Raw genomic sequence first — 23473 nt, forward strand, 5'->3', positions numbered from 1 at the left:
ATCGGCAACGGAATTGCCTCTTTATCGACACGCCGATGCAGGTAGAGTGCGGCTGATTTCAATCGATTGCTCGGGAGCTGATGCTCGCACGCCTGTTCGTGATCTTCGGTGGCCTTTTCGTGCTGGTGCTGTGTGCGGCGCTGGTGGTGCCGTATTTTATCGACTGGACGGGCTACCGTGCCGATTTCGAACGCGAGGCGAGCGCCATTCTGGGCCGCAAGGTCACCGTTCAGGGCGATGCGACGGCGAGGCTGCTGCCGTTTCCCTCGGTGACCTTCTCGAATGTCACCGTTGCCGGCGGCCCCGGCGGCCAGCCGGCAATGACCGTCGAGACCTTTTCGATGGATGCCGAACTGGCGCCCTTCCTCAGCGGCGAGGTGCTGATCTTCGACATGCGGCTGGTGCGGCCAAAGGCGACGATCGACGTTGCCGCCGACGGCACGGTCGACTGGGCGATACGCCCGTCCTCGCCGTTCGATCCCAGCCAGATTTCGATCGAGAAGCTTACAGTGACGGACGGAGAGATAGCGCTCCGCCATGCCGCCGGCGGGCGCAGCCATCTCCTTTCCGAGATCAACTCGACGATCTCTGCCAAAACGCTGGCCGGACCTTGGCGGATGGATGGTTCGCTCCGGCTCGACGGTCTGCGCAGCACGGTCGTCGCCTCCACCGGCAAGGCCGGTGGCGACGGGCAGATGCGGGTTCGGCTCAAGGCCGGTCCGGACGCCTATCCGCTGGTCATCGAGGCCGACGGTAACGCCGGTATCGTCAACGGTGCCGCGACCTATTCAGGCCAGTTCAAGGTCGCAGGCTCCGACAAGAATGGCGCCGCAAGGGGCTCGGCGCAGCCCAACGGCACCGACGGCGAGACGGTGACGGCCAACGCGGGCACGCCGGAGCCGGGGTTCAGGCTGAACGGCAAGTTCTCGCTCGACCACCGGAAGCTTGGCATCGACGAATTCCGCTTCGAGACCGGGCCGTTCGACAATCCCTACACCGCCGACGGCAAGGCTGCCGTCGACCTTGGGCCGAACCCTCGCTTTTCGATCGAGGCCGATGGCGCGCAGGTGGAGTTCGATGAAGCTGTCGGCGCTTCGACCGGATTGACGCTGTCGACACGTGTCGCGGCGCTGGAGCAGGCGCTGCACGATCTGCCCAAGCCGACCATGCCGGGCACCGTCGAGGTGAAGCTGCCGGCGGTATTGGCCGGCGACACAACGGTCCGCGACGTGCGCCTTTCCGCTGAACCGGCCGAGGGCGGCTGGTCGGTGAAGTCGCTGGCCGCGACGCTCCCCGGTCGCACCAAGCTCGAGGCAAACGGCATGCTCAGCGTCGAGGATCATTTCGGCTTCACCGGTTCGCTGCTTCTGGCCGTGGGGCAGCCTTCCGGCTTTGCCGCCTGGTTGTCGAAGGATGTCGACGAGGCGATTCGCCGGCTGCCGGCCGCCGGCTTCAAGGCCGAGGTCGAGCTGAGCGAAAGGCGCCAGGCCTTCAGCGACCTCGAGCTCGTTCTCGGCAAGGCGAGATTTTCCGGCCGCATCGATTCCAGCCAGCCCGACGACGCCAGGTCGTCGGTGTTGATGCAACTCGACGGTGGCGAACTCGATGTCGATGGGCTCGCCGCCTTCGCCTCGATCTTCATCAGCGACAAGGGCGCCAACCGTTTTTCCGACCGCGACCTCGATTTCCGGATCAAGGCGGGGCCGGTCAGCGCCGGCGGGCTGACCGCCGAGACGGTCGACACGGCGCTGAGATTGCGTGACGGGCTGCTCGAAATCGACCGGCTTTCGCTCAGTGGGCTTGCCGGCGCCTCGATCAGCGCCACCGGCCGGATCAAGGATTTCCCAGTGAGCCCGACCGGCAAGCTCGATGCCTCAGTCGTCGCTGTCGACCTCAAGCCGTTGGTGGACGTGGCGGCGCGGCACTATCCGGACAATGCCGTGCTGAAGGGACTGGCGGCACGCGTGGCGGCCTATCCCGAGCTGCTCCAGGATGCGCGCATCGACCTGGTGACGAGTGCCGCCGCCAATGGCGATGGCACGACAGGGCTCGCGGTCAGCGCGCAAGGCAAGGCCGGCGGCTCGGCGTTTTCGGCGTCGCTGTCCGGCAAAGGGGTGGCCGATCGGCTCCTCGAGGCGCCGGTGGCGCTGACCTTCAACGCCAGGAATGCCGACGCCACAGCGCTTCTGGCGCTTTATGGCCTGCCGGCGCTGCCGCTCGGCATGCTTGGCGAGGCGACCACCGATGTCTCGGTCAGAGGCACGCTTGGCGGCGGCATGGCGACGAGCTTCAGCCTCGCCGGCGAAGACTTCAAGGCCGGCTTCGACGGGACGGTCGCCGGCACGCCACAGGGCCCCACCGGCAAGGGCAAGATAAGCCTGGAGGCCGCCGACATCGAACCGTGGCTGATGACGACGGGCGTCGGCCTGCCGGGCATGGGGACGGGCACGTCGACATGGCTTACGGCCGACGCCGATTTCGGCAGCGGCCTTCTGGTGCTGTCCGGCCTCAACGGCGCCATCAACGAGGCGGCGGTATCAGGCGACGTCAATGTCGACGTCAAGGACGGGCTGCCGCATCTTGCCGGCGCGCTGGCGCTCGATGAACTGGATCTCGACCCGATGGCGGTGACGCTGTTCGGCGACCAGGCCTTCCTGGGCACCGGCAGGGCCTGGCCGACCGCCCCATTCAGCCAGAAGTCCAGCCTGGCGTTCACCGCCGACCTCGACCTGACCGCGGCATCGCTGGCTGTTGGCCCGCTTGCCACGGTCTATGATGCGGCGTTGGCGCTGAAGCTCGACCTGGAAGGCATCCGCGTTTCGGACCTCAAGGCGAAGTTCTCCGGCGGGGCGCTTTCCGGGCTGTTCGAGCTGAAGAACAATGATGGCACCGGGCTTTTCTCCGGCCAGATGAAACTTTCCGGCGCCGATCTGGCGACCGTGCTGCCACAGGCTGGCATCAGCGGAAGCGGCGATTTCTCGGCAGCGCTTTCGACCAGCGGCAAATCGATCGACGCGATGGTTGCAGCGCTGTCCGGTTCCGGCACGGCGGCGCTGAAAGGCCTGACCATTGCCGGCGTCAATCCCGACGCCTTTGGGGCCTTCATCGCCAAGGCCGATGCGATCGGGCGTGAGATCGATGCGGCCAAGACCGCCGGTTTCGCGCCGCAGATCGCCGCGGATGGCAGTTTTCCGGCCGGGGATACGGATATCGCCTTCACAATTGCCGGCGGCAGGCTGAGGGCACCGCCGGTCAAGCTGGACAATCCGACAGCGGCGCTGTCCGCCGACATCACGGCGGACCTGAACGCCAGCACGGTCGCCGCCAGTGGTTCGATCACGTATCGGCCCGGTGACGAAGCGCTGGTCGGCTCCGATCCGACCGTGAATTTCAGCGTCGACGGGCCATTCGGCGCCGCGAAACGTGAATTCGACAGCGAGCCGCTGGCGCAGTTCCTGACCCAGCGCGCGCTGGAAAAGGAGCAGCAGCGGGTCGAGGCCATGCAGGCGGCACTGCTTGAAAAACAGCGGTTGCGGCGCGAGGTGCGTTACTACGCGGCCCTGCAAGCCGAGCGTGACAGGGCAGCCGAGGAATTGCGCAAGCAGCAGGAAGCGGCGCGGCTGCAAGCCGAGGCGGATGCCAGGGCAAAGGCGGAAGCCGAGGCAAGGGCTCAAGCCGAGGCAAAGGCTCGGGCCGAAGCAGAGGCGAAGGCCAGGGCGGATGCGCAGGCGCGGGCTGAAGCCGAGGCTAAAGCCAAGGCCGAGGCGGACGCAAAGGCCAAGGCGGATGCCGAAGCGGCGCGAAAGGCGGCCGACGAGGCGGCGAAGGCCGAGGAACAGCAACGCCAGAGGGCGGAAGAGGCGATGCGGATCGCCGCGGAAGAGAAGGCTAAGCTCGACGCCGAACGCAGGGCCGCCGCGGCGCGGGCGCGGAAAGTGGAGCGCGCGCCTCTGCCGCCGGCCGGCGACAACCCGCCGCCAGCAGAATCCGCGCCAAAGCTTGAACCTTCGTCGATCGACAATTTGCTGAAGTCGCTGGGCGGCGGATAGCTCGACCTGCAGCCTGCGCCGTTCCAACCCGACAGAAACGGGATGGGCTCTATTTTCTTGTTTGACCACTCTCGCTGACGCGGGCGTTCGGTTCGAGATCGCGATCTAGAGCGGGATGGGATTTGTAGGAGTCGTAGGATTCCCAAATCAGCAATGATCTGATTCAACATCGATGCTGGGAAGGAGGCCAGCATGGATGGCATCATATTCGATGGACCTTCGCGAACGGGTTGTGGCAGCGGTCAAGCAGGAGGGCATGTCGCGGCGTGCGGCGGCGGCTCGCTTTGGGGTCAGCTACAGCGCGGCGATCGAGTGGCTGAAGCTTTTCGAGGAGACCGGCAGCGTCAAGCCCCGCCAGGTCGGCGGCTATAAGCCGAAGAAGATATCGGGGGCGTGGCGCGACTGGCTGGTCGAGCGTTGCCGGGATAAGGCCTTCACCTTGCGCGGGCTTGTCGCCGAACTTGGCGAGCGCGGCCTGAAGGTCGACTATCGTTCGGTGTGGGAGTTCGTGCACGCCGAGGGGCTGTCGCATAAAAAAAGACGCTGATCGCCGCCGAGCAGGACCGTCCCGATGTGGCGCGCCGGCGGGCGCAGTGGGTTCAGTATCAGGGCCGGATCGACCCCGCCCGCCTGGTGTTCATCGACGAGACCTGGACCAAGACCAACATGGCCCCGCTCAGGGGCTGGGCGCCGGTCGGACAGCGGATCAAGGCCAAAGTTCCCAATGGCCACTGGAAGACAATGACCTTCCTGGCAGCGCTACGCCAGGATCGCGTCGACGCGCCTTGGCTCATCGACGGGCCGATCAACGGCGAGAGGTTCCTCCTCTATGTCGAGAAGGTTCTCTCGCCGACCCTTCGTCCGGGCGACATCGTCGTCTTGGACAATCTCGGCAGTCACAAAGGCAAGGCCGTGCGCCGCGCGATCCGAAACGCCGGCGCGAGGCTCTTCTTCCTGCCGAAATACTCGCCCGACCTCAATCCGATCGAACAGCTCTTCGCCAAGCTCAAGCACTGGCTGCGAAAGGCCGCAAAACGGACCGTCGAAACGGTTTGCGACGCCATCGGCCAGATTCTCAACCGCGTCACACCTGTCGAGTGCTCAAATTATTTCGCAAACTCAGGATATGACTGGAGGTAATCTCATCCCGCTCTAGAAAGAACTTTTCGTCCCTCGCTTCGCCCAATCCAGGACGTAGAGCCGGAGCGCCGAGGACAGGTTGGCATCGCGCGGCCGGGCCTCGTCTATTTCGGCCACGAGAGCGGCGAGCGTCAGTCTTCGCGCAGCCGCAATGGCGACGAGATCGTCGAAAAAGGGCCTTTCGAGCGAATAGCTGGTGCGATGGCCGCGAATGGTCACCGAGCGTTTCTCGACCGGGCTCATTTCACTTCATTTCAGGCATCGGATTCATCCGAAAACAGCTGCGCGCTTTTCGGTCCGATGCTCTGGTCGTCAGGCCTTTCGCGGCGGTGACCTGAAACGAACTTCTCGCTCTTGTCGGCGGCCAGCCGGTCACGCTCCCGCTCGGTCCTGGAACGGCCATGCAGCGACCGGTTCTGTTCGGCCAGGCGCTCTTTTTCGGCGCGCGCCTTCTGTTTGCGGGCATGGCGGAGATTGACGATGTCGGCCATCGCGCGGCCCGTCGGCTACTTCTTGCGGAAGGCGTCGAGGGACACCACTTCGGCGCCCTTGGCCGCGGCGTCGGCCGCGGCAGGCTTCTTTTCGGCCTCGGCGGCCTTCTTCTTGGTTTCCGGCTTTTTCTCGGCGACGATGGCCAGCGGCTCGGCAGGCGGGCCGGCCGGTTCCTCGTCTGCCGAGGTCTCCGTCTTCACGTCGAATTCGAGCTCGAAATTGACGGACGGGTCGTAAAAGCCGCGCACCGCCGAGAACGGGATTTCCAGCTTTTCCGGCACGTCGGAGAAAGACAGCCCGACCTCGAAGCCGGTATCGCTGACCTTCAGGTCCCAATACTGGAACTGAATGACGATCGTCATCTGCTCGGGGTAGCGCTCGCGCAGCCTCGAAGACACGCGCACGCCCGGGGCTCCGGTCAGGAACGTGATGAAGAAATGATGATTGCCGGGAAGGCCGGTGCGCGCGACTTCGGCCAGGACCTTGCGCATGACGCCGCGCAGTGCCTCCTGGGCCAGAATGTCGTAGCGGATGTGGTCGTCGGCCATGTGGCTGTCGGGTTCCGTTGAATCGTCCGCATAGCTGTAATCAAGCTTGAGCGCGGCGTAAACCGGATATAGAGCCGATGGCGCAGATGCGAGGGGGCACTGGCTGAGATTTGATCGCTCAGGCGCCAGTGGGCGGTCTGTGCTCTTGCGCATCGGCCGCCGGTGGCCGTTTGCCGAAGGCACGCAGGAAGGTGCGGACGCCGTGCGTCGCGGATTGCAACACCTCGTCGTCATCGGGCGTGCCGCCGAGCATGAAGGTCGTCTGCAATTCGGCATTGGCAAGAGCCAGGAACTGGCGTGCTGCGACATCGGGATCGTCGATGTCGAGGAAACCGGCATGGGCGAGGCGGGCGAAACGGGCGGCGATCGCCGGCCACGTCCTGCCCGGTCCCTGTTCGCGCCATTCGGCGAAGAGCTCGGGATAGCGCTCGCCCTCGGTTTGGATCAGCTTGCGCAGGAATTTTCCATCGCGGTTGCAGACACAGTTACGGTTCATGCGCACGGCGAAGGCGATCAGATCGGCCTCGAGATCCTTCGGCTGGTCCGGAAAGGTGGAAATGGTGGCGAAGATTCCGGCATTGCAGCGCTCGGTGAGATCGCGGACGATGGCGACGAAGAGGTTCTCCTTGTCGCCATGGTGGTTGTAGATCGTCTGGCGAGAAACGCCGGCCTCGGCGGCAATCATGTCGATGTTGGCGCCGGCGAAGCTCTCGCGGCAGAACACCTTGCCGGCAGCGTCCATGATGGATACGCGCTTGGCCTCATGGCCGCGTGTCGGGATCGTGTCAGGAGAAACGTGGAGCTTCATGGAAACTATATAGATGTGATTGACGAATTAGACAAGAGTGTCTAAATTTATGGACTTAACTCGAAGGGATTTCGACTCGGTAGTAGAGTCCGAATTTCACGGGATGGAACGTCCTAGGATTACGCCGGTTGGCGGCAAACCAGACTTGAAAGAAGCCTGCTATCATGAGTCCCCAATTCCTGCGCATCGCGGTCGTGCTCGGCCTGTTGTCCGCCATCGGTCCGTTCGCCATCGACATGTATCTTCCCGCGCTGCCTTCGATCGGTGCCGATCTGCAGGCCAGCACCGCTGCCGTGCAGATGAGTTTGCTGATCTTCTTTCTGTCCATGGGTTTTGGCCAGATCGTCGTCGGACCGATCTCCGACATGGTCGGGCGCAAGCTGCCGCTCTACGGCGGTCTCGCCCTGTTCATGGCCGGCGGCATCGGCTCGGCGCTGGCGCCATCGGCCGAATGGCTGATCGCCTTCCGTTTCCTGCAAGGGCTCGGCGCCAGCGCAACCATGGCGGTGCCGCGCGCCATCGTGCGTGATCTGCACACCGGCACCGAAGCTGCCAAGCTGATGTCGCTCCTGATGCTGGTGTTTTCGGTGTCGCCTATCCTGGCGCCGCTGACCGGTAGCGTCATCATCGAGAATTTCGGCTGGCGTGCCGTGTTCTGGACGGTGACTGGCATGGGGGTACTCGCCACCATCATGCTGGCGACCTCGCTCAAGGAGACGCGGCCGGCCGAAGCGCGCGCAGGCAGTTCGTTCGGCACCGCGCTCTCGGCCTATCGCTTCCTGATGGGCGACCGCAACTTCCTTGGCCTGGCGTCTATCGGCGGCTTCGGGATCGCGAGCTTCTTCGTTTATCTGTCGAGCTCCTCCTTCATCCTGATCGACCATTACGGGTTGTCGCCGTCGATCTACAGCGTGTTCTTCTCGATCAATGCGGTTGCCTTCATCGGCATGTCGCAGTTGACGGGGGTGCTGTCGGAACGGTTCGGGCTGAGGCCCGTGGTGCGGGTCGCGGTGGTCGGGTATGCGACGACGATGGTGGTGCTGTTCGCGGTCATGGCGTCCGGCGTCGACCGGCTCGACGTGATGGCGGCGCTTCTGTTCGTCGGCTATGGGTTCCTCGGCCTGGTGATCCCGACGACGTCGGTGCTGGCCATGGAGGAGCATGGCGAGATCGCCGGCACGGCTTCGGCGCTGATGGGCACGCTGCACTTCGCCATCGGTGCGGTCGCCATGGGCATCGCCGGTGTGTTCTTCGACGGCACGCCGCTGCCGATGGTGGCCGGCATCACGCTTTGTGCGGTGATCTCCTTCATGCTGGCCAAGGTGACGCTCGCCCGCGGGCGGGAGGTTGTCGAAGCGCCGGCAGAGTAGATGCCGTCCAGCGAGAGTATGAAGGGCCGGGTCAGACCCGGCCTTTTTCATGTCTGGGCTCAAGCGGCAAGCCTGCCTCCGCGAAGACGAATCGCAGTCGCGCCTCGATCGGCGCCAAGGGCAAGGGGACCAGCTCATAGCCCAATCCCGTGTAGGTATTGGTCATCGCGTGAAAGGTGCGCTCGGCCTCCTCGAGGGTCTGCTTTCGCTCGCTGTCCTGGCGAAAGATTTCCGGCCATGGCGGTGCGATGAAGACACGGCCGGCGTAGCGGAAGCGTTCGGCGGCGTGCCTGACGTGGTCGGGCACCGGCAGGCCGGTGAGACGCAGATAACCAAGAGTGTCCGGCACGCCGCGATCGAAGAAGACGGGACCATCCTGTTCGAGGGCGGCTCGATAGGAGCGCAGTTCCCAGGACAGCATAAGCTCCGCGAACTGCGCCGGATCGTGCCAGGGCAGGGCCGGCCCTCCGATCGCCGACTGGTCGCGGATGATGCCGCGTCCGGCTTCGGGAAAGGTTGCAAGGCCGGCCGACCGCAAGGCTTCGATCAATGTGGTCTTGCCGGAACCCGGACCGCCGGTCAGCGCGAAAAATCGATCGGAGTGGTTTTGCATTTTTCAGCCCTTTGATGAATGCGCCGCCCGCATCTGCCGCAAGACAGCGTCGCGAAGGACGCAGCGCAAGAAGCGCGGCCAGCAAGCCTGCTGCCGTTGCGATATCGAGGGGGGAGACAGGAATCGGAGGGGGAGAAGTGGAGGTTTCTGTTGCCAGGTACCTCCGAACCCCGCCTAGAAGTGCGAACCACTAGGGCTTGAATTGAAGCTATCGCACCGCTTACGCGGCGAGACGTGCTTCCGCATAGTTGTCGTTGGCAACTATAAGTTTAGCCCGATAACGGTGGTACAATGCCGGGCAAAAGTACGATCTTTACACCTTCGTCGATCCTATTTCGCCCCCATCAAAAGCCGCTCTTCGACAGAGCGGTTTTTGGTGGAGGCGCCGGGTACCGCCCCCGGGTCCGAACGGCTTATTTCATCGCCTGTTTATCGCCATAGTCGGTCAAGCCGACAACGCGAATATAGGGATCGATCATGGAAAATGAAAGGCCTCGCCGGCGCTTTGTCGCTGTGTCAAACGGCATCGCCAAGGGTTGACTTGTGAACGGTCTCAACCGAAGCTTTGCGGCGGTGAGGCGTTTACCGACCTAGCGCATATTTGCGGCAGCGCGCCACAACCCTCATCGACCGGATCCCGTGGCGCCGACGAGGGGAAATCTGATGGCCGACTATCTCGCAGACGTGAAGAAATACGATTCCGCGGCGGATGCCGACGCGGTCGCCAAGATCGTGAAGCATTTGGGCATTGCGCTCAGGAACCGCGATTCCTCGCTGGTGTCCTGCACGGATCCCAAGGAGCTCGAGCGCGTCAAGGACAACTGGGTTGCGAAGAAGCTCGGCATCGCCGACGGCAGCAAGGCGGACGCGGCCATCGAAAAGACCTGCAAGGCGATGGAGGCCGACAACACCAAGAGCCGCGTGACCTTCTACTACCTTGTCGCCAAGGACCTGGGCAAGCTCGCCAGCCTCTGACAATCATCCTGCATCAGGCGGAATGCTGGCGCGATTTCCGCGTCAGCCCCAGAGTGCAGCCGCTTGTTGAAACATTCTGCGCTTTGATATGTTCGGCCGGCAGCCAGTCGGTTATGCTGGGCGGTAACCCGAATCGAGCCGAAGCCGATGCGCCAGTATCTCGACCTCTTGAAGCACGTGCTGGAAAATGGCGCCGATCGCGGCGACCGCACCGGCACCGGAACGCGCTCGGTGTTCGGTTACCAGATGCGTTTCGACCTCGCGCGCGGCTTTCCGGTCACCACCACAAAGAAGCTTCACCTGAAGTCGATCGTGCATGAACTTCTGTGGTTCCTGGCCGGCGACACCAATATCAAATACCTCAACGACCATGGCGTCTCGATCTGGGACGAATGGGCCGACGAGAATGGCGACCTCGGCCCGGTCTATGGCAAACAATGGCGTTCATGGCCGGACGGCCATGGCGGCGCCATCGACCAGATTGCGAATCTTCTGAAGGAGATACGCAAGAATCCTAATTCCCGGCGGCTGATCGTTTCGGCATGGAACCCGGCCGAAGTGGAAGCAATGGCGCTGCCACCCTGTCACTGCCTGTTCCAGTTCTACGTCTCGGAAGGCAGGCTCTCCTGTCAGCTCTACCAGCGTTCCGCCGATATTTTTCTCGGCGTGCCGTTCAACATCGCCTCCTATGCGCTGCTGACGCTGATGGTGGCGCAAGTGACGGGGCTGAAACCTGGCGATTTCGTCCATACGCTTGGCGACGCGCATCTTTACGCGAACCATTTCGAACAGGCACGCGAACAGATGCGGCGCACGCCCAAGGCACTGCCGACGCTATGGATCAATCCGGAGGTGAAGGATCTTTTTGCCTTTCGCTTCGAGGATTTCCGGCTGGAAAACTATCTCGCCGACGCGACGATCAAGGCGCCTATCGCGGTGTGAGCCGCAAATATCGGGCTTCTACCTACCCTGTCTTGAAATCGCTCGGCTGTCGTCAGTTCGTCGATGCCGACCACGACACCCGATGTTTCGACCTAGGGCATCGGCCTGTATCGTTGCGCTGTATCCACCTCAATTGATCGCGAGCGGTGGCAGCGACACGCAATGCCATTGACTGGGCCATTGTCCAGGCTAAGGCTGGCAAAAACCCTTCCCTTGTTATATTCATGCGGATATATCGATCGGCAGGCTTGCGCCGATCGATTTTTCAAGCCCAGGAGGGTTTCATATTGGTGGGCCAAGGTTTCGGATTGTCGACGGCGGCCATTGCCGGCCTCGCCACGATGTTGATCGCCGCGATGCCGGCTGCCCACGCGGATAACAGGCTGATCGTCTTCGCCGCGGCAAGCATGAAGAACGCCCTGGACGCAGTGAACACCGTCTGCGAGGCCGATGTCGGCGAGGCGGCGAGCATTTCCTATGCGGCAAGCTCCGCATTGGCCAAGCAGATCGAGGGCGGCGCGCCGGCCGATATCTTCATCTCGGCCGATCTCGACTGGATGAAATACCTTTTCGAAAAGAAGCTGATCAAGCCGGACACGGAAGTGAAATTGCTCGGCAACGAGATCGTGCTGGTGGCGACAAAGGATTCGACGGCCGAAACTAAGATCGAGAAGGGTTTTGATCTTGCCGGGCTGATCGGCGAGGGCAGGCTTGCCATGGGCGATTCCAAGGCCGTACCGGCCGGCAAATATGGCAAGGCGGCACTTGAAGCGCTCGGCGTCTGGTCCTCGGTAGAAGGCAAGGTGGCACAGGCCGAGAATGTGCGCGCAGCACTCAAGCTGGTCTCGACAGGCGAAGCAGCACTCGGCATCGTCTACGCCACCGACGCGCACGCCGAGCCCGGCGTCAAAGTGATCGGCACCTTCCCGGAGGATTCGCATTTGCCGATCGTTTACCCGGTTGCCCAGACGGCGGATTCGAAGGACAAGGATGCGCCGGCATTCCTGAAATGCCTGCAGTCCGCCAAGGCAGGCGAGCTCTTCAAGGCGCAGGGTTTTACGGTTCTTACGCCGAGCAACTGAGGCACGACGCCAAAAGATGAACTGGCTGCTGGACCTCACGCCCGACGAATGGAATGCGGTCCGGCTGTCGATCAAGGTGGCGACGGTGGCGATGATCGCCAGCCTGCCACCCGGCATATTGATCGCGCTCGTGCTCGCCCGCGGACAATTCTGGGGCAAGACGCTGCTCAACGGGCTGGTGCACCTGCCGCTGATTCTGCCGCCGGTGGTCACCGGATATTTGCTGCTGCTCTCTTTCGGCAGGCGCGGTCCGGCCGGTGCCTTTTTGGCTGAGCATTTTGGCATTGTCTTCTCGTTTCGCTGGACGGGCGCCGCACTGGCCTGCGCAGTCATGGGCTTTCCCCTGATGGTGCGGGCGATCCGGCTGTCGATCGAGGCGGTCGACCGCAGGATCGAGGCGGCGGCCGGAACGCTTGGCGCCAATCGGCTCTGGGTGTTCGGGACGATCACGCTGCCGCTGATCCTGCCCGGTCTGATCGCCGGTGCGATCCTGTCGTTCGCCAAGGCGATGGGCGAATTCGGCGCGACGATCACCTTCGTTTCCAACATCCCCAACGAGACGCAGACGCTGCCGTCGGCGATCTACACGTTCACGCAGGTGCCGGGTGGCGATGCCGGCGCGCTCAGGCTGACGCTGATCTCGATCGTCATCTCGATGGCGGCACTTGTCGCGTCGGAGGTGCTGGCGCGTCGCGTCGGCAAGCGGATGGACATCGAATGACGGTGATGGTCGATATCAGCCATCGGCTCGGCGATTTCAGCGTCGACGCCCGCTTCGAGAGCGCCGGACGGCTGACCGCGCTGTTCGGACCCTCTGGCTCCGGCAAGACGACGCTGATCAACATGATTGCCGGACTGATCCGGCCCGACAAGGGGCGGATCGAGGCCGACGGCCGCGTGCTGGTCGATACGGATGCGGGCCTGTTCGTGCCAATGCACAAGCGCCGTATCGGCATGGTGTTCCAGGACGCGCGGCTGTTTCCGCATATGAGCGTGGCCGGCAATCTGCGTTACGGTCGCTGGTTCACGCCGACGGCGGACCGCTATGCTGACATGCACGCCGTGATCGACCTGCTCGGCATCGGTCCCTTGCTCGACCGGCGGCCGGCAAAGCTCTCCGGCGGCGAGAAACAGCGCGTGGCGATCGGCCGGGCGCTGCTTGCCAGTCCAAGGCTGTTGCTGATGGACGAGCCGCTGGCCTCACTCGACGAGGCCCGCAAGGCCGAAATTCTGCCTTATATCGAGCGGCTGCGCGACGAGACGAAAATCCCGATCGTCTACGTAAGCCATTCGATCTCGGAGGTGGCGCGGCTGGCAAGCGACGCCGTGGTGCTGGCGCAAGGCAAGGTCACTGCCAGTGGCCCGACTGGGGCGATCATGCAGCGGCTCGACCTGTTGCCGACGGAAGAGCGCGGAGAGGGCGGGGCGGTGTTGGACACCGCGGTGCTGCGCCATGACGAAGCCTTTGGCATGACCGTGCTTGGCTCGGCGGCGGGCGAGATCCGCGTGCCGCTTCTGGCAACGCCGGCGGGTGCGCCGGTCCGCCTCCGCATCCGTGCCCGCGACGTGATGATCGCCACCGAGCAGCCGACGGGCCTCAGCGCGCTCAATATCTTGCCGGGCACGATTGTGGCGATAGAGCCGGGCGAGGGGCCGACGGTCGAGATCGCCGTAGACTGCAATGGCGCGACCGTGCTTGCCAGGATCACCGAGCAATCGCGGCAGACGCTGAAACTTGGGCTCGGTCGAAACGTCTATGCCGTAATCAAGACGGTGAGCTTCGACCGGGCGAACACGAGTGCCGGCCTGCCCGTCGAGGCGGATGGATGAGCGGCGGATGATTGTCGCTATATCATTTTGGAATAGCGGTATCGCCGGAGAGCTTTTAGTATGGATGTGGCGTGACTGCGGAGGAGCAAATGCCGTCGCTGAGCCTGCGGATAAACCTCGATCCAGACGGCCGCATCGGGCCGGGCAAGATCCAGCTTCTGGAGCAGATCGCCGCCTTTGGTTCGATTTCGGCCGCGGCGCGCGGCATGGAAATGTCCTACAAACACGCTTGGGATCTGGTCGAGGACATGAACCGGGTGTTCGGCAAGCCGCTGGTTGCGGCGCAGACCGGCGGCAAAAAGGGCGGTGGCGCCCAGTTGACCTCGGTGGGGCTTGCGGTGGTCAGCCGCTTTCGCGCCATCGAACGGGCCGCGGCTTCCGCGGCGGCGACGCATATGGAGGCATTGCAGGCGGAAATCGATGCGGGGTAGGGGAGTAGGGCGTAGGGAATATTAGCAGCCGAAATTCCTGACGATCCGAGTTGGTCCGGCCTGTAATTTTCGTTCCCTTACTCCCCTACTCCCTACTCCCCTACTCCCTTATTCGCCCCTACTTGCCGGGCTTGCGCAGCAGATAGGTATCCATGATCCAGCCCTTTTTCAGGCGGGCCTCCTCGCGGGTCTTCATAATCTCGTCGCCGACGTCACTAAGGCGGCCGGAAATGAGGATCTCGTCGGGCGTGCCGAGATAAGCGCCCCAGTAGATGACGAGGTCCTTGTCGCCCAGCGTCTTGAAGGCGCATTTGCCGTCCAGCATGACGACCGTGCTGCCGGCATTGTCGGGCAGACCTTCCTCGGCGAGCCGGCGGCCGGTGGTGATCGCAACCTTATCGCCAATACGGTTCAATGCCATTTTGTGGCCGGCGGCAAGCGCCTGGACAGCGGTAATGCCGGGGATCACCTCCAGTTCGAAGTCGACATTGCCTCTCGTGCGCACGCGCTCGAGGATGCGCAGCGCGCTGTCGTAGAGCGAGGGATCACCCCAGATCAGGAAAGCGCCGCAGCCATCTTGCGAAAGCTCGTGGCGAATCAGGTCTTCATAAATCGCGGCGATCGCCTCGTGCCAGTCATCGACGGTCGAGCGATAGGAGGGTGCCGGCTCTGCCCGCACCGGCACGTCGAATTCGACGCGGCGCGAGTTGGGGTTGGTGACGAAGCGGTCGCAGATACGGCGGCGCAGTTCGGCAAGGTCGTTCTTCCTCGCGCCCTTGTCGGGAATGAACAGCACGTCGGCACGGTTCAAGCCGTCTATGGCCTGAATGGTCATGTGATCGGGATTGCCGGCGCCGATGCCGATGACGAGAAGCTTGCGCATGGGCCAACTCCTGCCCGATCGCAACGCCGATGTCTAGACAAGCCGAGCACGCTGGCCTGGCACGCTGGCCTGAGGCCCTGGCAGGCCGTGTGGGCAAGCATCCGCGGCGCGCGGAAGGCTTTGAAACGCCATGCCGAAACGGCTAGAGTCGAACCGGCATTCTTGCCGAGGGAGCACCCATGTTACGTTATGTTCTGACCGCAGCACTGGCGCTCTCGGCCACGCCCGTGTTCGCCAATGATTCGATCGCCGAATTGAGCACGGGCGGGCTGATTCTGTCGCGTAGCGATGCCGTCGCCATGGAGAGCGAGGATCTTACCATCTCGCCGGAAAAAGTGACGGTCGACTACGTCTTCCGCAACAACACCGACAAGGATGTCGACGCGATCGTCGCCTTCCCGATGCCCGACATCGAAGGCGATCCCTACGAGATGCTGGCGATTCCCGACGACCAGAGCGATAATTTCCTTGGCTTCGAGGTGGCGATCGACGGTGTCGCGGTAAAGCCACAGCTCGAGCAGAAGGCGTTTGCACTCGGCATCGACATCAGCGCCGATCTGAAGGTGCAAAACGTACCGTTCTACCCATTTGGCGATGCCGCCAAGGCGGCGCTGGCAAAGCTGCCGCAAGCGGTCGCCGACGACTGGGTCGATCGCGGCATCATCATCGAGGACACCGCCGACGACGGTACGGGCATGAAGACCGTCTATGCGCCGTTCTGGCAATTGCGCTCGACCTATTGGTGGCGCTCGACCTTTCCAGCCAACAAGGCAGTCCGCGTCGCCCACCGTTACAAGCCGAGTGTCGGCGCCACATCCTCGGTCAGCTTCTTCCATGACGGCCAGTTCCAGGGCCAATACGCCGCCTACAAGACCCGTTACTGCATGGATCACTCGTTCGAGAACGCGATCCGCAAGGCGGTGAAGGACAATCCCGACGGCACGCCGAGATATTTCGAAAACCGTATCGCCTACATCCTGACCACCGGCGGCAACTGGGCGACGGGGGCCATCGGCAAGTTCAAGCTGACTGTCGACAAGGGCGATCCGAAGAATCTGGTCTCGTTCTGTGGCGAAAACGTCAGGAAAGTCGGGCCGACGCGTTTCGAGATGACGGCCGAAAATTTCTACCCCGAGCACGACATTGACATATTGCTGCTGGAGCCGTCGGGTGATGGCGGGAGCGGCGGCTGATGGACGTCGCGATTTATGTCGCCATCGCCGAAAACGGCGTGATCGGGCGCGGTGGCGGGTTGCCGTGGCGGCTTTCCAGCGATCTCAAACGCTTCAAGGCCGACACAATGGGCAAACCCATAATCATGGGCCGCAAGACTTACGAAGGCATCGGCCGGCCTCTGCCGGGGAGGCTCAACATCGTGGTGACCCGCGACAAGGCCTGGCGCGCCGAGGGCGTCGAAGTCGTGCATTCGCTCGACGAGGCGATCAGGCTGGCGAAGGTGCGCGGGCGCTGCATGGCCGGCGCCGACGAAATCTGCGTCATCGGTGGCGGCGAGATCTATACCCAGACGCTGCCGTTGGCCGACCGCTTGCATGTCACCCATATCCTTGGCCCCGTCGACGGCGACGCGCATTTCCCGCCGATCGACCCGGCCTTGTGGCGCACGGTCCGCTCGCAGGACGTTCCGGCTGGTGAAAAGGACAGCCATGCGACACGCTATTCGGTTTACGAGCGACGCCGCAAAGTGCATTGAGAGACGACAAAGGGGTCGCGACGGTCCAAAACGGACTGCGTCGTCGACCGATCGCGTTGAAAGCGCGCCATTGCGTCCCTATAGAAGGACGATACTGATTTTTCGCGTCGTCAGGCCGGCGCGTGAGGGAGCGAAAGGACATTCATGCCCTGGAATGACAAGAGTGGCGGTGGCGGCGGCCCATGGGGCGGCGGCGGCAATCAGGGTCCCTGGGGGCAGGGCCCAAGAGGACCCGGCGGTCCGCAGGGCTCGCCTCCCGACCTCGAAGACATAATTCGACGCGGCCAGGACAGATTGCGGCGTGCTTTGCCGGGCGGCGGTGGCGCCAGCCCAGCCGTGTTCGGGCTGATCGCGGCAGCGCTTGTCGCGCTGTGGGCGTTCAAGGCGGTCTATACCGTGCAGCCCGACGAGGTTGCGGTCGAACTCAGATTCGGCGTGCCAAAAGCGGAGCTCTCGCAGCCCGGCCTGCATTTCCATTGGTGGCCGATAGAGACGGTCGAGACGGCCAACATCGCCGAACAGCTCGTCAACATCGGCGGCGGCACGGCCTCTGGCAACGGTTCAGGCCTGATGCTTTCGGGCGACCAGAACATCGTCAACGTCCAATTCTCGGTGGCGTATCAGGTCTCCGACCCGAGGGCCTATCTGTTCGACGTGTCCGATCCCGACGGCATGCTGCGTCAGGTCGCCGAAAGCGCCATGCGCGAAGCGGTCGGCCGCCGGCCGGCGCAGGACATCTTCCGCGACGATCGCGAGGGCATTGCGGCGTCCGTGCGCGAAATCATCCAAACGACGCTGGACGGCTATAAGGCCGGCCTGAACGTCAACGCGATCTCGATCGAAGATGCCGCGCCACCGCGCGAAGTGGCCGACGCCTTCGATGAGGTGCAGCGCGCAGAACAGGACGAGGACAAGTTCGTGGAGCAGGCCAACCAGTATTCCAACCAGAAGCTCGGCCAGGCGCGCGGCGAGGCCGCTCAGATCCGCGAGGAGGCGGCCGGCTACAAGAACCGGGTCGTGCAGGAGGCCGAAGGCGAGGCGCAGCGCTTTATCTCGATCTATGACGAATATGCCAAGGCGCCGGACGTGACGCGCCAGCGGCTTTATCTGGAAACGATGGAGAGGGTTCTGAAGGATTCCAGCAAGGTCATTATCGAGCAAGGCAACGGACAAGGGGTCGTCCCCTATCTGCCGCTGCCGGCACTGCAGCAGAAGGCGCCGGCGCCGGTCCTCGGAGGAAACCAGTGATGGCCAACCGACTTCCCGTCATCGCCGTCATTGCCGCGGTCATCCTGTTCCTGCTTTATTCGTCGGTCTTCGTTGTCAATGCGCGCCAGCAGGCGCTGGTGCTCAGGTTCGGCGAGATTGTCGACGTCAAGAGCCAGCCGGGCATCTATTTCAAGGCGCCGTTCGCCTTCTTCGATGCCGACAGCGTGCAGTTGATCGAAAACAGGGTGCTGCGCTTCGACCTCGACAACATTCGCGTCCAGGTTTCGGGCGGCAAGTTCTATGAGGTCGACGCCTTCATTGCCTATCGGATCTCGGATCCGCGCGTGTTCCGCTCCGCGGTGTCCGGTCAGATCGAGCTGGCCGAGGCGCGGTTGAGGACGCGTCTCGACGCCGCCTTGCGCCGTGTTTACGGTCTGCGCGACTTCGAGGCGGCGCTCTCGGAAGAGCGAGCCGTGATGATGCGTGAAGTGCGCGATCAGCTGAGGCCCGACGCCACGTCGCTCGGCCTGCAGATCGAGGACGTACGCATTCGCCGGACCGATTTGACGGCGGAAGTCTCGCAACAGACATACGACCGCATGAAGGCTGAGCGCCTGGCCGAAGCCGAGCGGCTGAGGGCGCGCGGCAACGAGGCGGCGCAGCGCATCAGGGCGCGCGCCGACCGCGAAGTGGTGGAGATCGTCGCCGAGGCCCGGAGGGAGTCTGAAATCCTGCGCGGTGAAGGCGAAGCTCAACGCAGCGCCACCTTCGCGGACGCCTACCAGCGCGATCCAGCCTTCTTCGATTTCTACCGGTCGATGAACGCCTACGGCACGGCGCTGGACAATACCGGTACGACGATGGTGCTGTCGCCGAATTCGGAATTCTTCCGTTTCTTCCGCAATCCCGCCGGCGCGGACACGCCGGCAGCACCGGCAGCACCAGCACAGCCAGGCACCGGCCAGTAACGGCCGATGCAGGACTTTCTGGCGGCAATAGGCTTGGTCCTCGTCGTGGAGGGCCTGGTCTATGGCGGCTTTCCCGGCCTCGCCAAGAAGCTAGCCGGCGAAGTTTTGTCGATGCCGGAGAATGCGCTGCGGATTGCCGGGCTGATCGCAATCGCCGTTGGTGTCGGCGTCGTCTGGCTGGTGCGCGGTGGATGACATGGTCGGTCTGTGATTTCGGGATAACGCAGGATTTATCCTATGCCGATAGCCATAGCCGCAAACGTGCCGTATTTCTTGCCAACATGACTCGACGCAGCGTTTTCGGCGAGCGCTTTTCTTTTCAGAGACACCGGGAGACTTCTCGATGACATCCAACAGCTTTTTGCGCGCGGCGCGGCGGACGGCCACCGCGGGTGCTGCGGCATTTCTCATCGCCGCCTTTACCGTCCCGTCGCTGGTGTCGCCGACAGCAGCCGCGGATGGCCCGGAATCGGTCGCCGATCTCGCGCAGGGCCTGCTCGGCGCCGTGGTCAATATATCGACCTCGCAGAGGGTGAAGGGCACGGAAGGTCCGGGCGCGGTGCCGATGCCGCAGCTTCCAGAAGGCTCGCCCTTCCAGGATTTCTTCGACGATTTCTTCAAGAACCGTCCCGGCGAGCAGGGCAATCCCTCGCAAAAGGTGCAGTCGCTCGGCTCCGGCTTCGTGGTCGACGCCGAGCAGGGCATCGTGGTGACGAATAACCACGTGATCGCCGATGCCGACGACATCGAGGTGAATTTCTCCGACGGCGTGACGCTGAAGGCAACGCTGGTCGGTACCGACACCAAGACCGACGTGGCGGTGCTGAAGGTCGATCCGAAAGGGCACAAGCTGACGGCGGTGAAATTCGGCGATTCCAGCAAGATGCGCGTCGGTGACTGGGTGATGGCGATCGGCAATCCGTTCGGCCTCGGCGGCACCGTGACGGTCGGCATCGTCTCGGCCCGCAACCGCGACATCAATTCCGGACCCTATGACGATTTCATCCAGACCGATGCCGCGATCAACCGGGGCAATTCCGGCGGACCGCTGTTCAACAGCGACGGCGAGGTGATCGGCATCAACACCGCGATCATATCGCCGTCCGGCGGCTCGATCGGCATCGGCTTTTCCATTCCCTCGCAGCTCGCATTGGGCGTCGTCGACCAGCTCCGCCAGTTCGGCGAGACGCGGCGCGGCTGGCTCGGCGTGCGTATCCAGCCGGTGACGGACGACATTGCCGAAAGCCTCGGCATGGCCACCGCCAAGGGCGCGCTGGTCGCTGGCGTCATCAAGGGCGGGCCCGTCGACAACGGCACCGTCCTGGCGGGCGACGTCATCATCAAGTTCGACGGCAGGGACGTCAATGAAATGCGCGACCTGCCGCGCGTCGTCGCGGAAAGCACGGTCGGCAAGGCTGTCGACGTTGTCATCGTGCGCAAGGGTGTCGAGCAGACCGTGAAGGTGACGCTCGGTCGGCTCGAAGATGGCGAAAAGCTTGCCAGTGGCGAGAACGGCAACGCCGACCAGGACAATGGCGACGAGGCGCCTGCCGTTTCGACGGCTTCCGTGCTTGGCATGACGGTTGGCGAGCTCAACGACGAGACGAGGACGAAATTCGGCATCGCCGCCGAAGTCTCCGGCGTCGTCATCACCGAAGTCGCCAAGGATTCGGCCGCTGCCGAACGCGGCATCCAGGCCGGCGAGGTGATCACCGAGATCGCGCAGGAATCGGTCGCCACGCCCAAGGATGTCATGGACCGGATTGGTGCGTTGAAGGAGCAGGGGCGCAAGAACGCGTTGCTGATGCTGGCGTCGAAGACCGGCGAATTGCGGTTTGTGACAATCCGGATGGATTGAGTCCGGTAAAGTCTGCAGCTCTTTGATTTTAAGGAAAAAAGGCGGCTAGCGAGCTGCCTTTTTTCTTGCCTGCCATTCCCTGCGCGAGAGCCTGAAGAACACATGCCGCTTGAGTCTGGCGTGAATGTCCGGAATGCCGGGGTGATCGAAATCGCTGGCCGGGTCGGCGATCATGCCAAGGCGTTCCATGACGGCGGTGGAACGGCGATTGTCCTTGACCGCGAATGACACGATCTCATCGAGGCCAAGCGTTTCGAAGCCATGGGCGAGCCAGGCTTCGGCTGCCTCGGTGACATAGCCGTGGCCCCAGAATTCGGCCGCCAGCCGCCAGCCGATCTCGACGGTGCCGGCCGGCAGGAAAGGCAGATGATCGGTATCGAAGAGGCCGACGAAGCCAATGCATTCGCGCGTTTCAATGATCTCGGCGGCAGCGAAACCGTACCCGTCCTCGGCAATCCAGGCGCGGAACTCGTCCATCTTGGCGTCCGCGGCAGCGCGGTCGCGGCGAAATGGAAAGAATTCCATGACGCGCTCGTCGGAATTGATCCGGTGGAAGAGCTCGCGGTCACGATCCTCCCAATTACGCAGGATCAGGCGTTCGGTGCGGATCGGTTTCACTCCACCAACTCCTCCCGCCGGTAGCCCTGCAGATAGAGAAGCGCGGTCAGGTCGCCATGATCGATGCGGAATTTTGCCTCCGCCGCCACGGCCGGCTTGGCATGAAGCGCCACGCCGGTGCCGGCAAGGCGGATCATGTCGAGATCGTTGGCGCCGTCGCCGACAGCGATGGCGTCGGCGGTGGCCAGCCCGAGGCGCGCCGAAATCTCGAGCAGCGCATCGGCCTTGGCGGCGCGCCCCAGGATCGGCTCGGCAACCAGCCCGGTGAAGCGGCCGTCCTGCTCGATCAGGCGGTTGGCGCGGTTCTCCTGAAAGCCGAGCATGGCGGCGATGCGTGAGGTGAAGACGTCGAAGCCACCCGACACGAGCGCAGTCCATGCGCCGTTGGCCCGCATGGTCTGGACAAGGGCGCGGCCACCGGAGGCCAGCGTCAGGCGGTTGGCGATGATGCGATCGACCACGGCAGCGTCGAGGCCTTTCAGCAGCGCCACCCGCTCGCGCAAGGCAGGCTCGAAAGCGATCTCGCCATTCATCGATCGCGCAGTAATGGCGGCGACGTAATCCTTGACGCCGATCTCGTCGGCAAGCTCGTCGATGCATTCCTGGTCAATAACAGTCGAATCCATATCGGCGATGAGGATCTTCCTTCGCCGTCCCTCGGCCTGCTGAACGATCACGTCGACCGGTTCGGTAGCAAGCGCGGCGCGCAGGCTGGCGGTCGTTTCAGCGGCTTCGGCCGCCTCGGGCAAAACGAATTCGCAGGCGATGCCCTCGGCCAGCCAGCGAACAGTGCTTGCGCCGACCGACCGTGACGCCATATTCGCAAGCGCCGGCGACAATGTGCGGCCGGCGGGATGGGATATCAGCGTGGCGATCAAGGGCGTGGTAAGCGGGGGCATCGGAAGTTCCGGTGGGCAGGCGGGCGAGGGCCGCATTAAGAACGCGATCCTGATAGCCGGGCCGACCGCCAGCGGCAAGTCGGCCCTTGCGCTCGATCTCGCCGAGCGCAAGGGCGGCGTCATCGTCAATACCGATTCCATGCAAGGCTATTCGGTTCTCGACGTGCTGACGGCGCGGCCGACCGCTGCCGAACTCGCTCGCGTCCCGCACTATCTCTACGGGCATGTCCATCCCTCCACCGCCTACTCCACCGGCGCCTGGTTGCGCGACGTGATGAAGCTAGTCGACGAGGGCACGTTCTTCGAACGGCCAGACGGCACATTCTTCGAACGGCCGGTGATTTTCGTTGGCGGCACCGGGCTTTATTTCCGGGCGCTTGCGGAGGGCATTTCGGAAATGCCCGACATTCCGCAGTCGATCCGTGACCGCTGGCGCCATGAACTCCAGGAGCAGGGCGCGGCCAAGCTGCACCGCATCCTGCTGCGCGAGGATTCCGCGGCCGGCATGATGCTGAAGCCGACCGACGGCCAGCGCATCGTGCGGGCGCTGGAGGTGCTGGACGCGTCGGGCCGTTCCATCCTGGAATGGCAGGCGACGCGCGGCCGGCCGCTGATCGACAGGGCCAGCACGCACTTCTTCGTGATCGAACCGGACCGGGCGGCGCTGGTGGAGCGGATCGAGGCGCGGTTCGACCGCATGCTGGCCAAGGGCGCCCTCGACGAGGTCAGGCGGTTGACCGATCTTGGCCTCGATCCCGACTTGCCGGCGATGAAAGCGATCGGCGTTCGCGAACTCCAGGCTGCAATGGCCGGGGAGCTGGGCTTTCCCGAAGCGATCGAGCGCGCCAAGATCGCGACGCGACAATATGCCAAGCGGCAGGCGACCTGGTTCAGGCATCAATTGGGTCCGGAATGGCTGCGATTGCGCCACGGAGATCGTGCGGAATCAACGATCTTGGCTCATCTTTCCGGTGCAACCTGAAAAGTTGACCTTGAGGGAAGATTCCCGCCCAAGTTGTCCAAAGTTAACCGTCCGTAAGGCCCTCC

The 23473-nt window shown here is 63.5% G+C and carries 24 protein-coding genes and 1 other RNA gene; 16 read left to right on the forward strand and 9 right to left on the reverse strand.

The genetic code is table 11. From position 1 onward, the window contains the following. Positions 1-80 precede the first annotated feature (80 nt). Positions 81-4049, forward strand: coding sequence for an AsmA family protein (locus tag AC0NID_RS18450; protein ID WP_473455085.1), 3969 nt, complete (start codon positions 81-83; stop codon positions 4047-4049). Between the two features lie 196 nt (positions 4050-4245). Beyond that, positions 4246-5189 (forward strand): IS630 family transposase gene (locus AC0NID_RS18455; RefSeq protein ID WP_473459538.1). Its coding sequence is split into 2 segments (ribosomal slippage): positions 4246-4582 and positions 4582-5189, totalling 945 coding nucleotides; the frame shifts between segments, so codons are not numbered across the junction. A gap of 12 nt (positions 5190-5201) precedes the next feature. Here AC0NID_RS18455 and AC0NID_RS18460 read toward each other — a convergent pair. From AC0NID_RS18460 to AC0NID_RS18475, 4 genes are all read right to left on the reverse strand, one after another. Next, a complete protein-coding gene (locus AC0NID_RS18460; protein WP_473459037.1) occupies positions 5202-5432 on the reverse strand; it encodes a ribbon-helix-helix domain-containing protein in 231 nt (76 codons plus the stop codon). An 11-nt stretch (positions 5433-5443) separates the two neighbouring features. Then, positions 5444-5680: a DUF4169 family protein gene (locus AC0NID_RS18465; protein ID WP_473459035.1), complete on the reverse strand. Its 237-nt coding sequence runs from the start codon at positions 5678-5680 to the stop codon at positions 5444-5446. A 15-nt stretch (positions 5681-5695) separates the two neighbouring features. Further along, the gene (locus tag AC0NID_RS18470; protein ID WP_473459033.1) at positions 5696-6229 is read right to left on the reverse strand and encodes an SspB family protein; all 534 of its coding nucleotides are present in this window, start codon (positions 6227-6229) and stop codon (positions 5696-5698) included. Between the two features lie 118 nt (positions 6230-6347). Continuing rightward, positions 6348-7037 carry a TetR/AcrR family transcriptional regulator gene (locus AC0NID_RS18475; RefSeq protein WP_473459031.1) on the reverse strand — a complete coding sequence of 230 codons (690 nt, stop codon included), beginning with the start codon at positions 7035-7037 and terminating at the stop codon, positions 6348-6350. Between the two features lie 164 nt (positions 7038-7201). On the opposite strand from AC0NID_RS18475, the gene AC0NID_RS18480 reads away from it, so the two are divergent. Then, entirely contained in the window at positions 7202-8407 is a 1206-nt protein-coding gene (locus AC0NID_RS18480) for a multidrug effflux MFS transporter (protein WP_473459029.1), read from the forward strand. Positions 8408-8438: 31 nt separating this feature from the next. Here the strand turns inward: AC0NID_RS18480 and AC0NID_RS18485 are convergent, their stop codons facing one another. Next, entirely contained in the window at positions 8439-9020 is a 582-nt protein-coding gene (locus AC0NID_RS18485) for an AAA family ATPase (RefSeq protein WP_473459027.1), read from the reverse strand. A 136-nt stretch (positions 9021-9156) separates the two neighbouring features. Beyond that, positions 9157-9514: a transfer-messenger RNA gene (gene ssrA / locus AC0NID_RS18490) on the reverse strand. A 169-nt stretch (positions 9515-9683) separates the two neighbouring features. Between ssrA and AC0NID_RS18495 the strand changes: the two genes are divergently transcribed. From AC0NID_RS18495 to AC0NID_RS18520, 6 genes are all read left to right on the forward strand, one after another. Then, positions 9684-9995, forward strand: a complete 312-nt coding sequence (locus AC0NID_RS18495; RefSeq protein WP_473459025.1) for a DUF2853 family protein — start codon at positions 9684-9686, stop codon at positions 9993-9995. A 147-nt stretch (positions 9996-10142) separates the two neighbouring features. Further along, on the forward strand, positions 10143-10937 hold the full coding sequence (locus AC0NID_RS18500; RefSeq protein WP_473459023.1) for a thymidylate synthase: 795 nt from the start codon (positions 10143-10145) through the stop codon (positions 10935-10937). A 287-nt stretch (positions 10938-11224) separates the two neighbouring features. Beyond that, positions 11225-12019 carry a molybdate ABC transporter substrate-binding protein gene (gene modA / locus AC0NID_RS18505; protein ID WP_473459021.1) on the forward strand — a complete coding sequence of 265 codons (795 nt, stop codon included), beginning with the start codon at positions 11225-11227 and terminating at the stop codon, positions 12017-12019. A 16-nt stretch (positions 12020-12035) separates the two neighbouring features. Continuing rightward, a complete protein-coding gene (modB, locus tag AC0NID_RS18510; protein ID WP_473459019.1) occupies positions 12036-12740 on the forward strand; it encodes a molybdate ABC transporter permease subunit in 705 nt (234 codons plus the stop codon). Further along, complete coding sequence (gene modC, locus AC0NID_RS18515) at positions 12737-13849, forward strand: molybdenum ABC transporter ATP-binding protein (RefSeq protein ID WP_473459017.1); 1113 nt, start codon at positions 12737-12739, stop codon at positions 13847-13849. The genes modB and modC overlap by 4 nt, the downstream gene beginning before the upstream one ends. 89 nt (positions 13850-13938) lie before the next feature. Beyond that, positions 13939-14280, forward strand: a complete 342-nt coding sequence (locus AC0NID_RS18520) for a winged helix-turn-helix domain-containing protein (RefSeq protein ID WP_473459015.1) — start codon at positions 13939-13941, stop codon at positions 14278-14280. Between the two features lie 118 nt (positions 14281-14398). On the opposite strand, the gene cobF is transcribed toward AC0NID_RS18520, so the two are convergent. Beyond that, a complete protein-coding gene (gene cobF / locus AC0NID_RS18525) occupies positions 14399-15163 on the reverse strand; it encodes a precorrin-6A synthase (deacetylating) (RefSeq protein WP_473459013.1) in 765 nt (254 codons plus the stop codon). A gap of 179 nt (positions 15164-15342) precedes the next feature. On the opposite strand from cobF, the gene AC0NID_RS18530 reads away from it, so the two are divergent. The 6 genes from AC0NID_RS18530 to AC0NID_RS18555 all read left to right on the forward strand — a co-directional run bounded on the left by AC0NID_RS18530 (position 15343) and on the right by AC0NID_RS18555 (position 20909). Next, entirely contained in the window at positions 15343-16356 is a 1014-nt protein-coding gene (locus AC0NID_RS18530; protein ID WP_473459011.1) for a DUF4424 domain-containing protein, read from the forward strand. Further along, the gene (locus AC0NID_RS18535) at positions 16356-16874 is read left to right on the forward strand and encodes a dihydrofolate reductase (RefSeq protein WP_473459009.1); all 519 of its coding nucleotides are present in this window, start codon (positions 16356-16358) and stop codon (positions 16872-16874) included. The genes AC0NID_RS18530 and AC0NID_RS18535 overlap by 1 nt, the downstream gene beginning before the upstream one ends. A 144-nt stretch (positions 16875-17018) precedes the next feature. Further along, positions 17019-18122, forward strand: a complete 1104-nt coding sequence (gene hflK / locus AC0NID_RS18540; protein WP_473459007.1) for an FtsH protease activity modulator HflK — start codon at positions 17019-17021, stop codon at positions 18120-18122. Next, positions 18122-19051, forward strand: a complete 930-nt coding sequence (gene hflC / locus AC0NID_RS18545; RefSeq protein WP_473459005.1) for a protease modulator HflC — start codon at positions 18122-18124, stop codon at positions 19049-19051. The genes hflK and hflC overlap by 1 nt, the downstream gene beginning before the upstream one ends. A 6-nt stretch (positions 19052-19057) precedes the next feature. After that, complete coding sequence (locus AC0NID_RS18550; RefSeq protein WP_145719961.1) at positions 19058-19246, forward strand: DUF2065 domain-containing protein; 189 nt, start codon at positions 19058-19060, stop codon at positions 19244-19246. Between the two features lie 148 nt (positions 19247-19394). Beyond that, complete coding sequence (locus AC0NID_RS18555; RefSeq protein WP_473459003.1) at positions 19395-20909, forward strand: DegQ family serine endoprotease; 1515 nt, start codon at positions 19395-19397, stop codon at positions 20907-20909. 45 nt (positions 20910-20954) lie between these two features. On the opposite strand, the gene AC0NID_RS18560 is transcribed toward AC0NID_RS18555, so the two are convergent. Further along, positions 20955-21527, reverse strand: coding sequence for a GNAT family N-acetyltransferase (locus tag AC0NID_RS18560; RefSeq protein WP_473459001.1), 573 nt, complete (start codon positions 21525-21527; stop codon positions 20955-20957). Then, positions 21524-22426: a phosphoserine phosphatase SerB gene (gene serB / locus AC0NID_RS18565; RefSeq protein ID WP_473458999.1), complete on the reverse strand. Its 903-nt coding sequence runs from the start codon at positions 22424-22426 to the stop codon at positions 21524-21526. The genes AC0NID_RS18560 and serB overlap by 4 nt, the downstream gene beginning before the upstream one ends. Between serB and miaA the strand changes: the two genes are divergently transcribed. Further along, positions 22395-23408: a tRNA (adenosine(37)-N6)-dimethylallyltransferase MiaA gene (miaA, locus tag AC0NID_RS18570; RefSeq protein WP_473458997.1), complete on the forward strand. Its 1014-nt coding sequence runs from the start codon at positions 22395-22397 to the stop codon at positions 23406-23408. The genes serB and miaA overlap by 32 nt on opposite strands. Positions 23409-23473: the final 65 nt, after the last annotated feature.

The sequence above is a fragment of the Mesorhizobium sp. WSM4821 genome (genome assembly GCF_055901555.1).

Excerpts from the sequence above, each read along its gene's own strand:
- AC0NID_RS18450 (WP_473455085.1), top strand. The coding sequence starts at position 81 with ATGCTCGCACGCCTGTTCGTGATCTTCGGTGGCCTTTTCGTGCTGGTG.
- AC0NID_RS18465 (WP_473459035.1), bottom strand. The coding sequence starts at position 5,680 with ATGGCCGACATCGTCAATCTCCGCCATGCCCGCAAACAGAAGGCGCGC.
- AC0NID_RS18555 (WP_473459003.1), top strand. The coding sequence starts at position 19,395 with ATGACATCCAACAGCTTTTTGCGCGCGGCGCGGCGGACGGCCACCGCG.
- AC0NID_RS18535 (WP_473459009.1), top strand. The coding sequence starts at position 16,356 with ATGGACGTCGCGATTTATGTCGCCATCGCCGAAAACGGCGTGATCGGG.
- AC0NID_RS18480 (WP_473459029.1), top strand. The coding sequence starts at position 7,202 with ATGAGTCCCCAATTCCTGCGCATCGCGGTCGTGCTCGGCCTGTTGTCC.
- hflC (WP_473459005.1), top strand. The coding sequence starts at position 18,122 with ATGGCCAACCGACTTCCCGTCATCGCCGTCATTGCCGCGGTCATCCTG.
- AC0NID_RS18550 (WP_145719961.1), top strand. The coding sequence starts at position 19,058 with ATGCAGGACTTTCTGGCGGCAATAGGCTTGGTCCTCGTCGTGGAGGGC.
- AC0NID_RS18485 (WP_473459027.1), bottom strand. The coding sequence starts at position 9,020 with ATGCAAAACCACTCCGATCGATTTTTCGCGCTGACCGGCGGTCCGGGT.
- modB (WP_473459019.1), top strand. The coding sequence starts at position 12,036 with ATGAACTGGCTGCTGGACCTCACGCCCGACGAATGGAATGCGGTCCGG.
- AC0NID_RS18530 (WP_473459011.1), top strand. The coding sequence starts at position 15,343 with ATGTTACGTTATGTTCTGACCGCAGCACTGGCGCTCTCGGCCACGCCC.
- AC0NID_RS18520 (WP_473459015.1), top strand. The coding sequence starts at position 13,939 with ATGCCGTCGCTGAGCCTGCGGATAAACCTCGATCCAGACGGCCGCATC.
- modC (WP_473459017.1), top strand. The coding sequence starts at position 12,737 with ATGACGGTGATGGTCGATATCAGCCATCGGCTCGGCGATTTCAGCGTC.
- cobF (WP_473459013.1), bottom strand. The coding sequence starts at position 15,163 with ATGCGCAAGCTTCTCGTCATCGGCATCGGCGCCGGCAATCCCGATCAC.
- AC0NID_RS18500 (WP_473459023.1), top strand. The coding sequence starts at position 10,143 with ATGCGCCAGTATCTCGACCTCTTGAAGCACGTGCTGGAAAATGGCGCC.
- AC0NID_RS18475 (WP_473459031.1), bottom strand. The coding sequence starts at position 7,037 with ATGAAGCTCCACGTTTCTCCTGACACGATCCCGACACGCGGCCATGAG.
- serB (WP_473458999.1), bottom strand. The coding sequence starts at position 22,426 with ATGCCCCCGCTTACCACGCCCTTGATCGCCACGCTGATATCCCATCCC.
- AC0NID_RS18460 (WP_473459037.1), bottom strand. The coding sequence starts at position 5,432 with ATGAGCCCGGTCGAGAAACGCTCGGTGACCATTCGCGGCCATCGCACC.
- AC0NID_RS18495 (WP_473459025.1), top strand. The coding sequence starts at position 9,684 with ATGGCCGACTATCTCGCAGACGTGAAGAAATACGATTCCGCGGCGGAT.
- hflK (WP_473459007.1), top strand. The coding sequence starts at position 17,019 with ATGCCCTGGAATGACAAGAGTGGCGGTGGCGGCGGCCCATGGGGCGGC.
- AC0NID_RS18470 (WP_473459033.1), bottom strand. The coding sequence starts at position 6,229 with ATGGCCGACGACCACATCCGCTACGACATTCTGGCCCAGGAGGCACTG.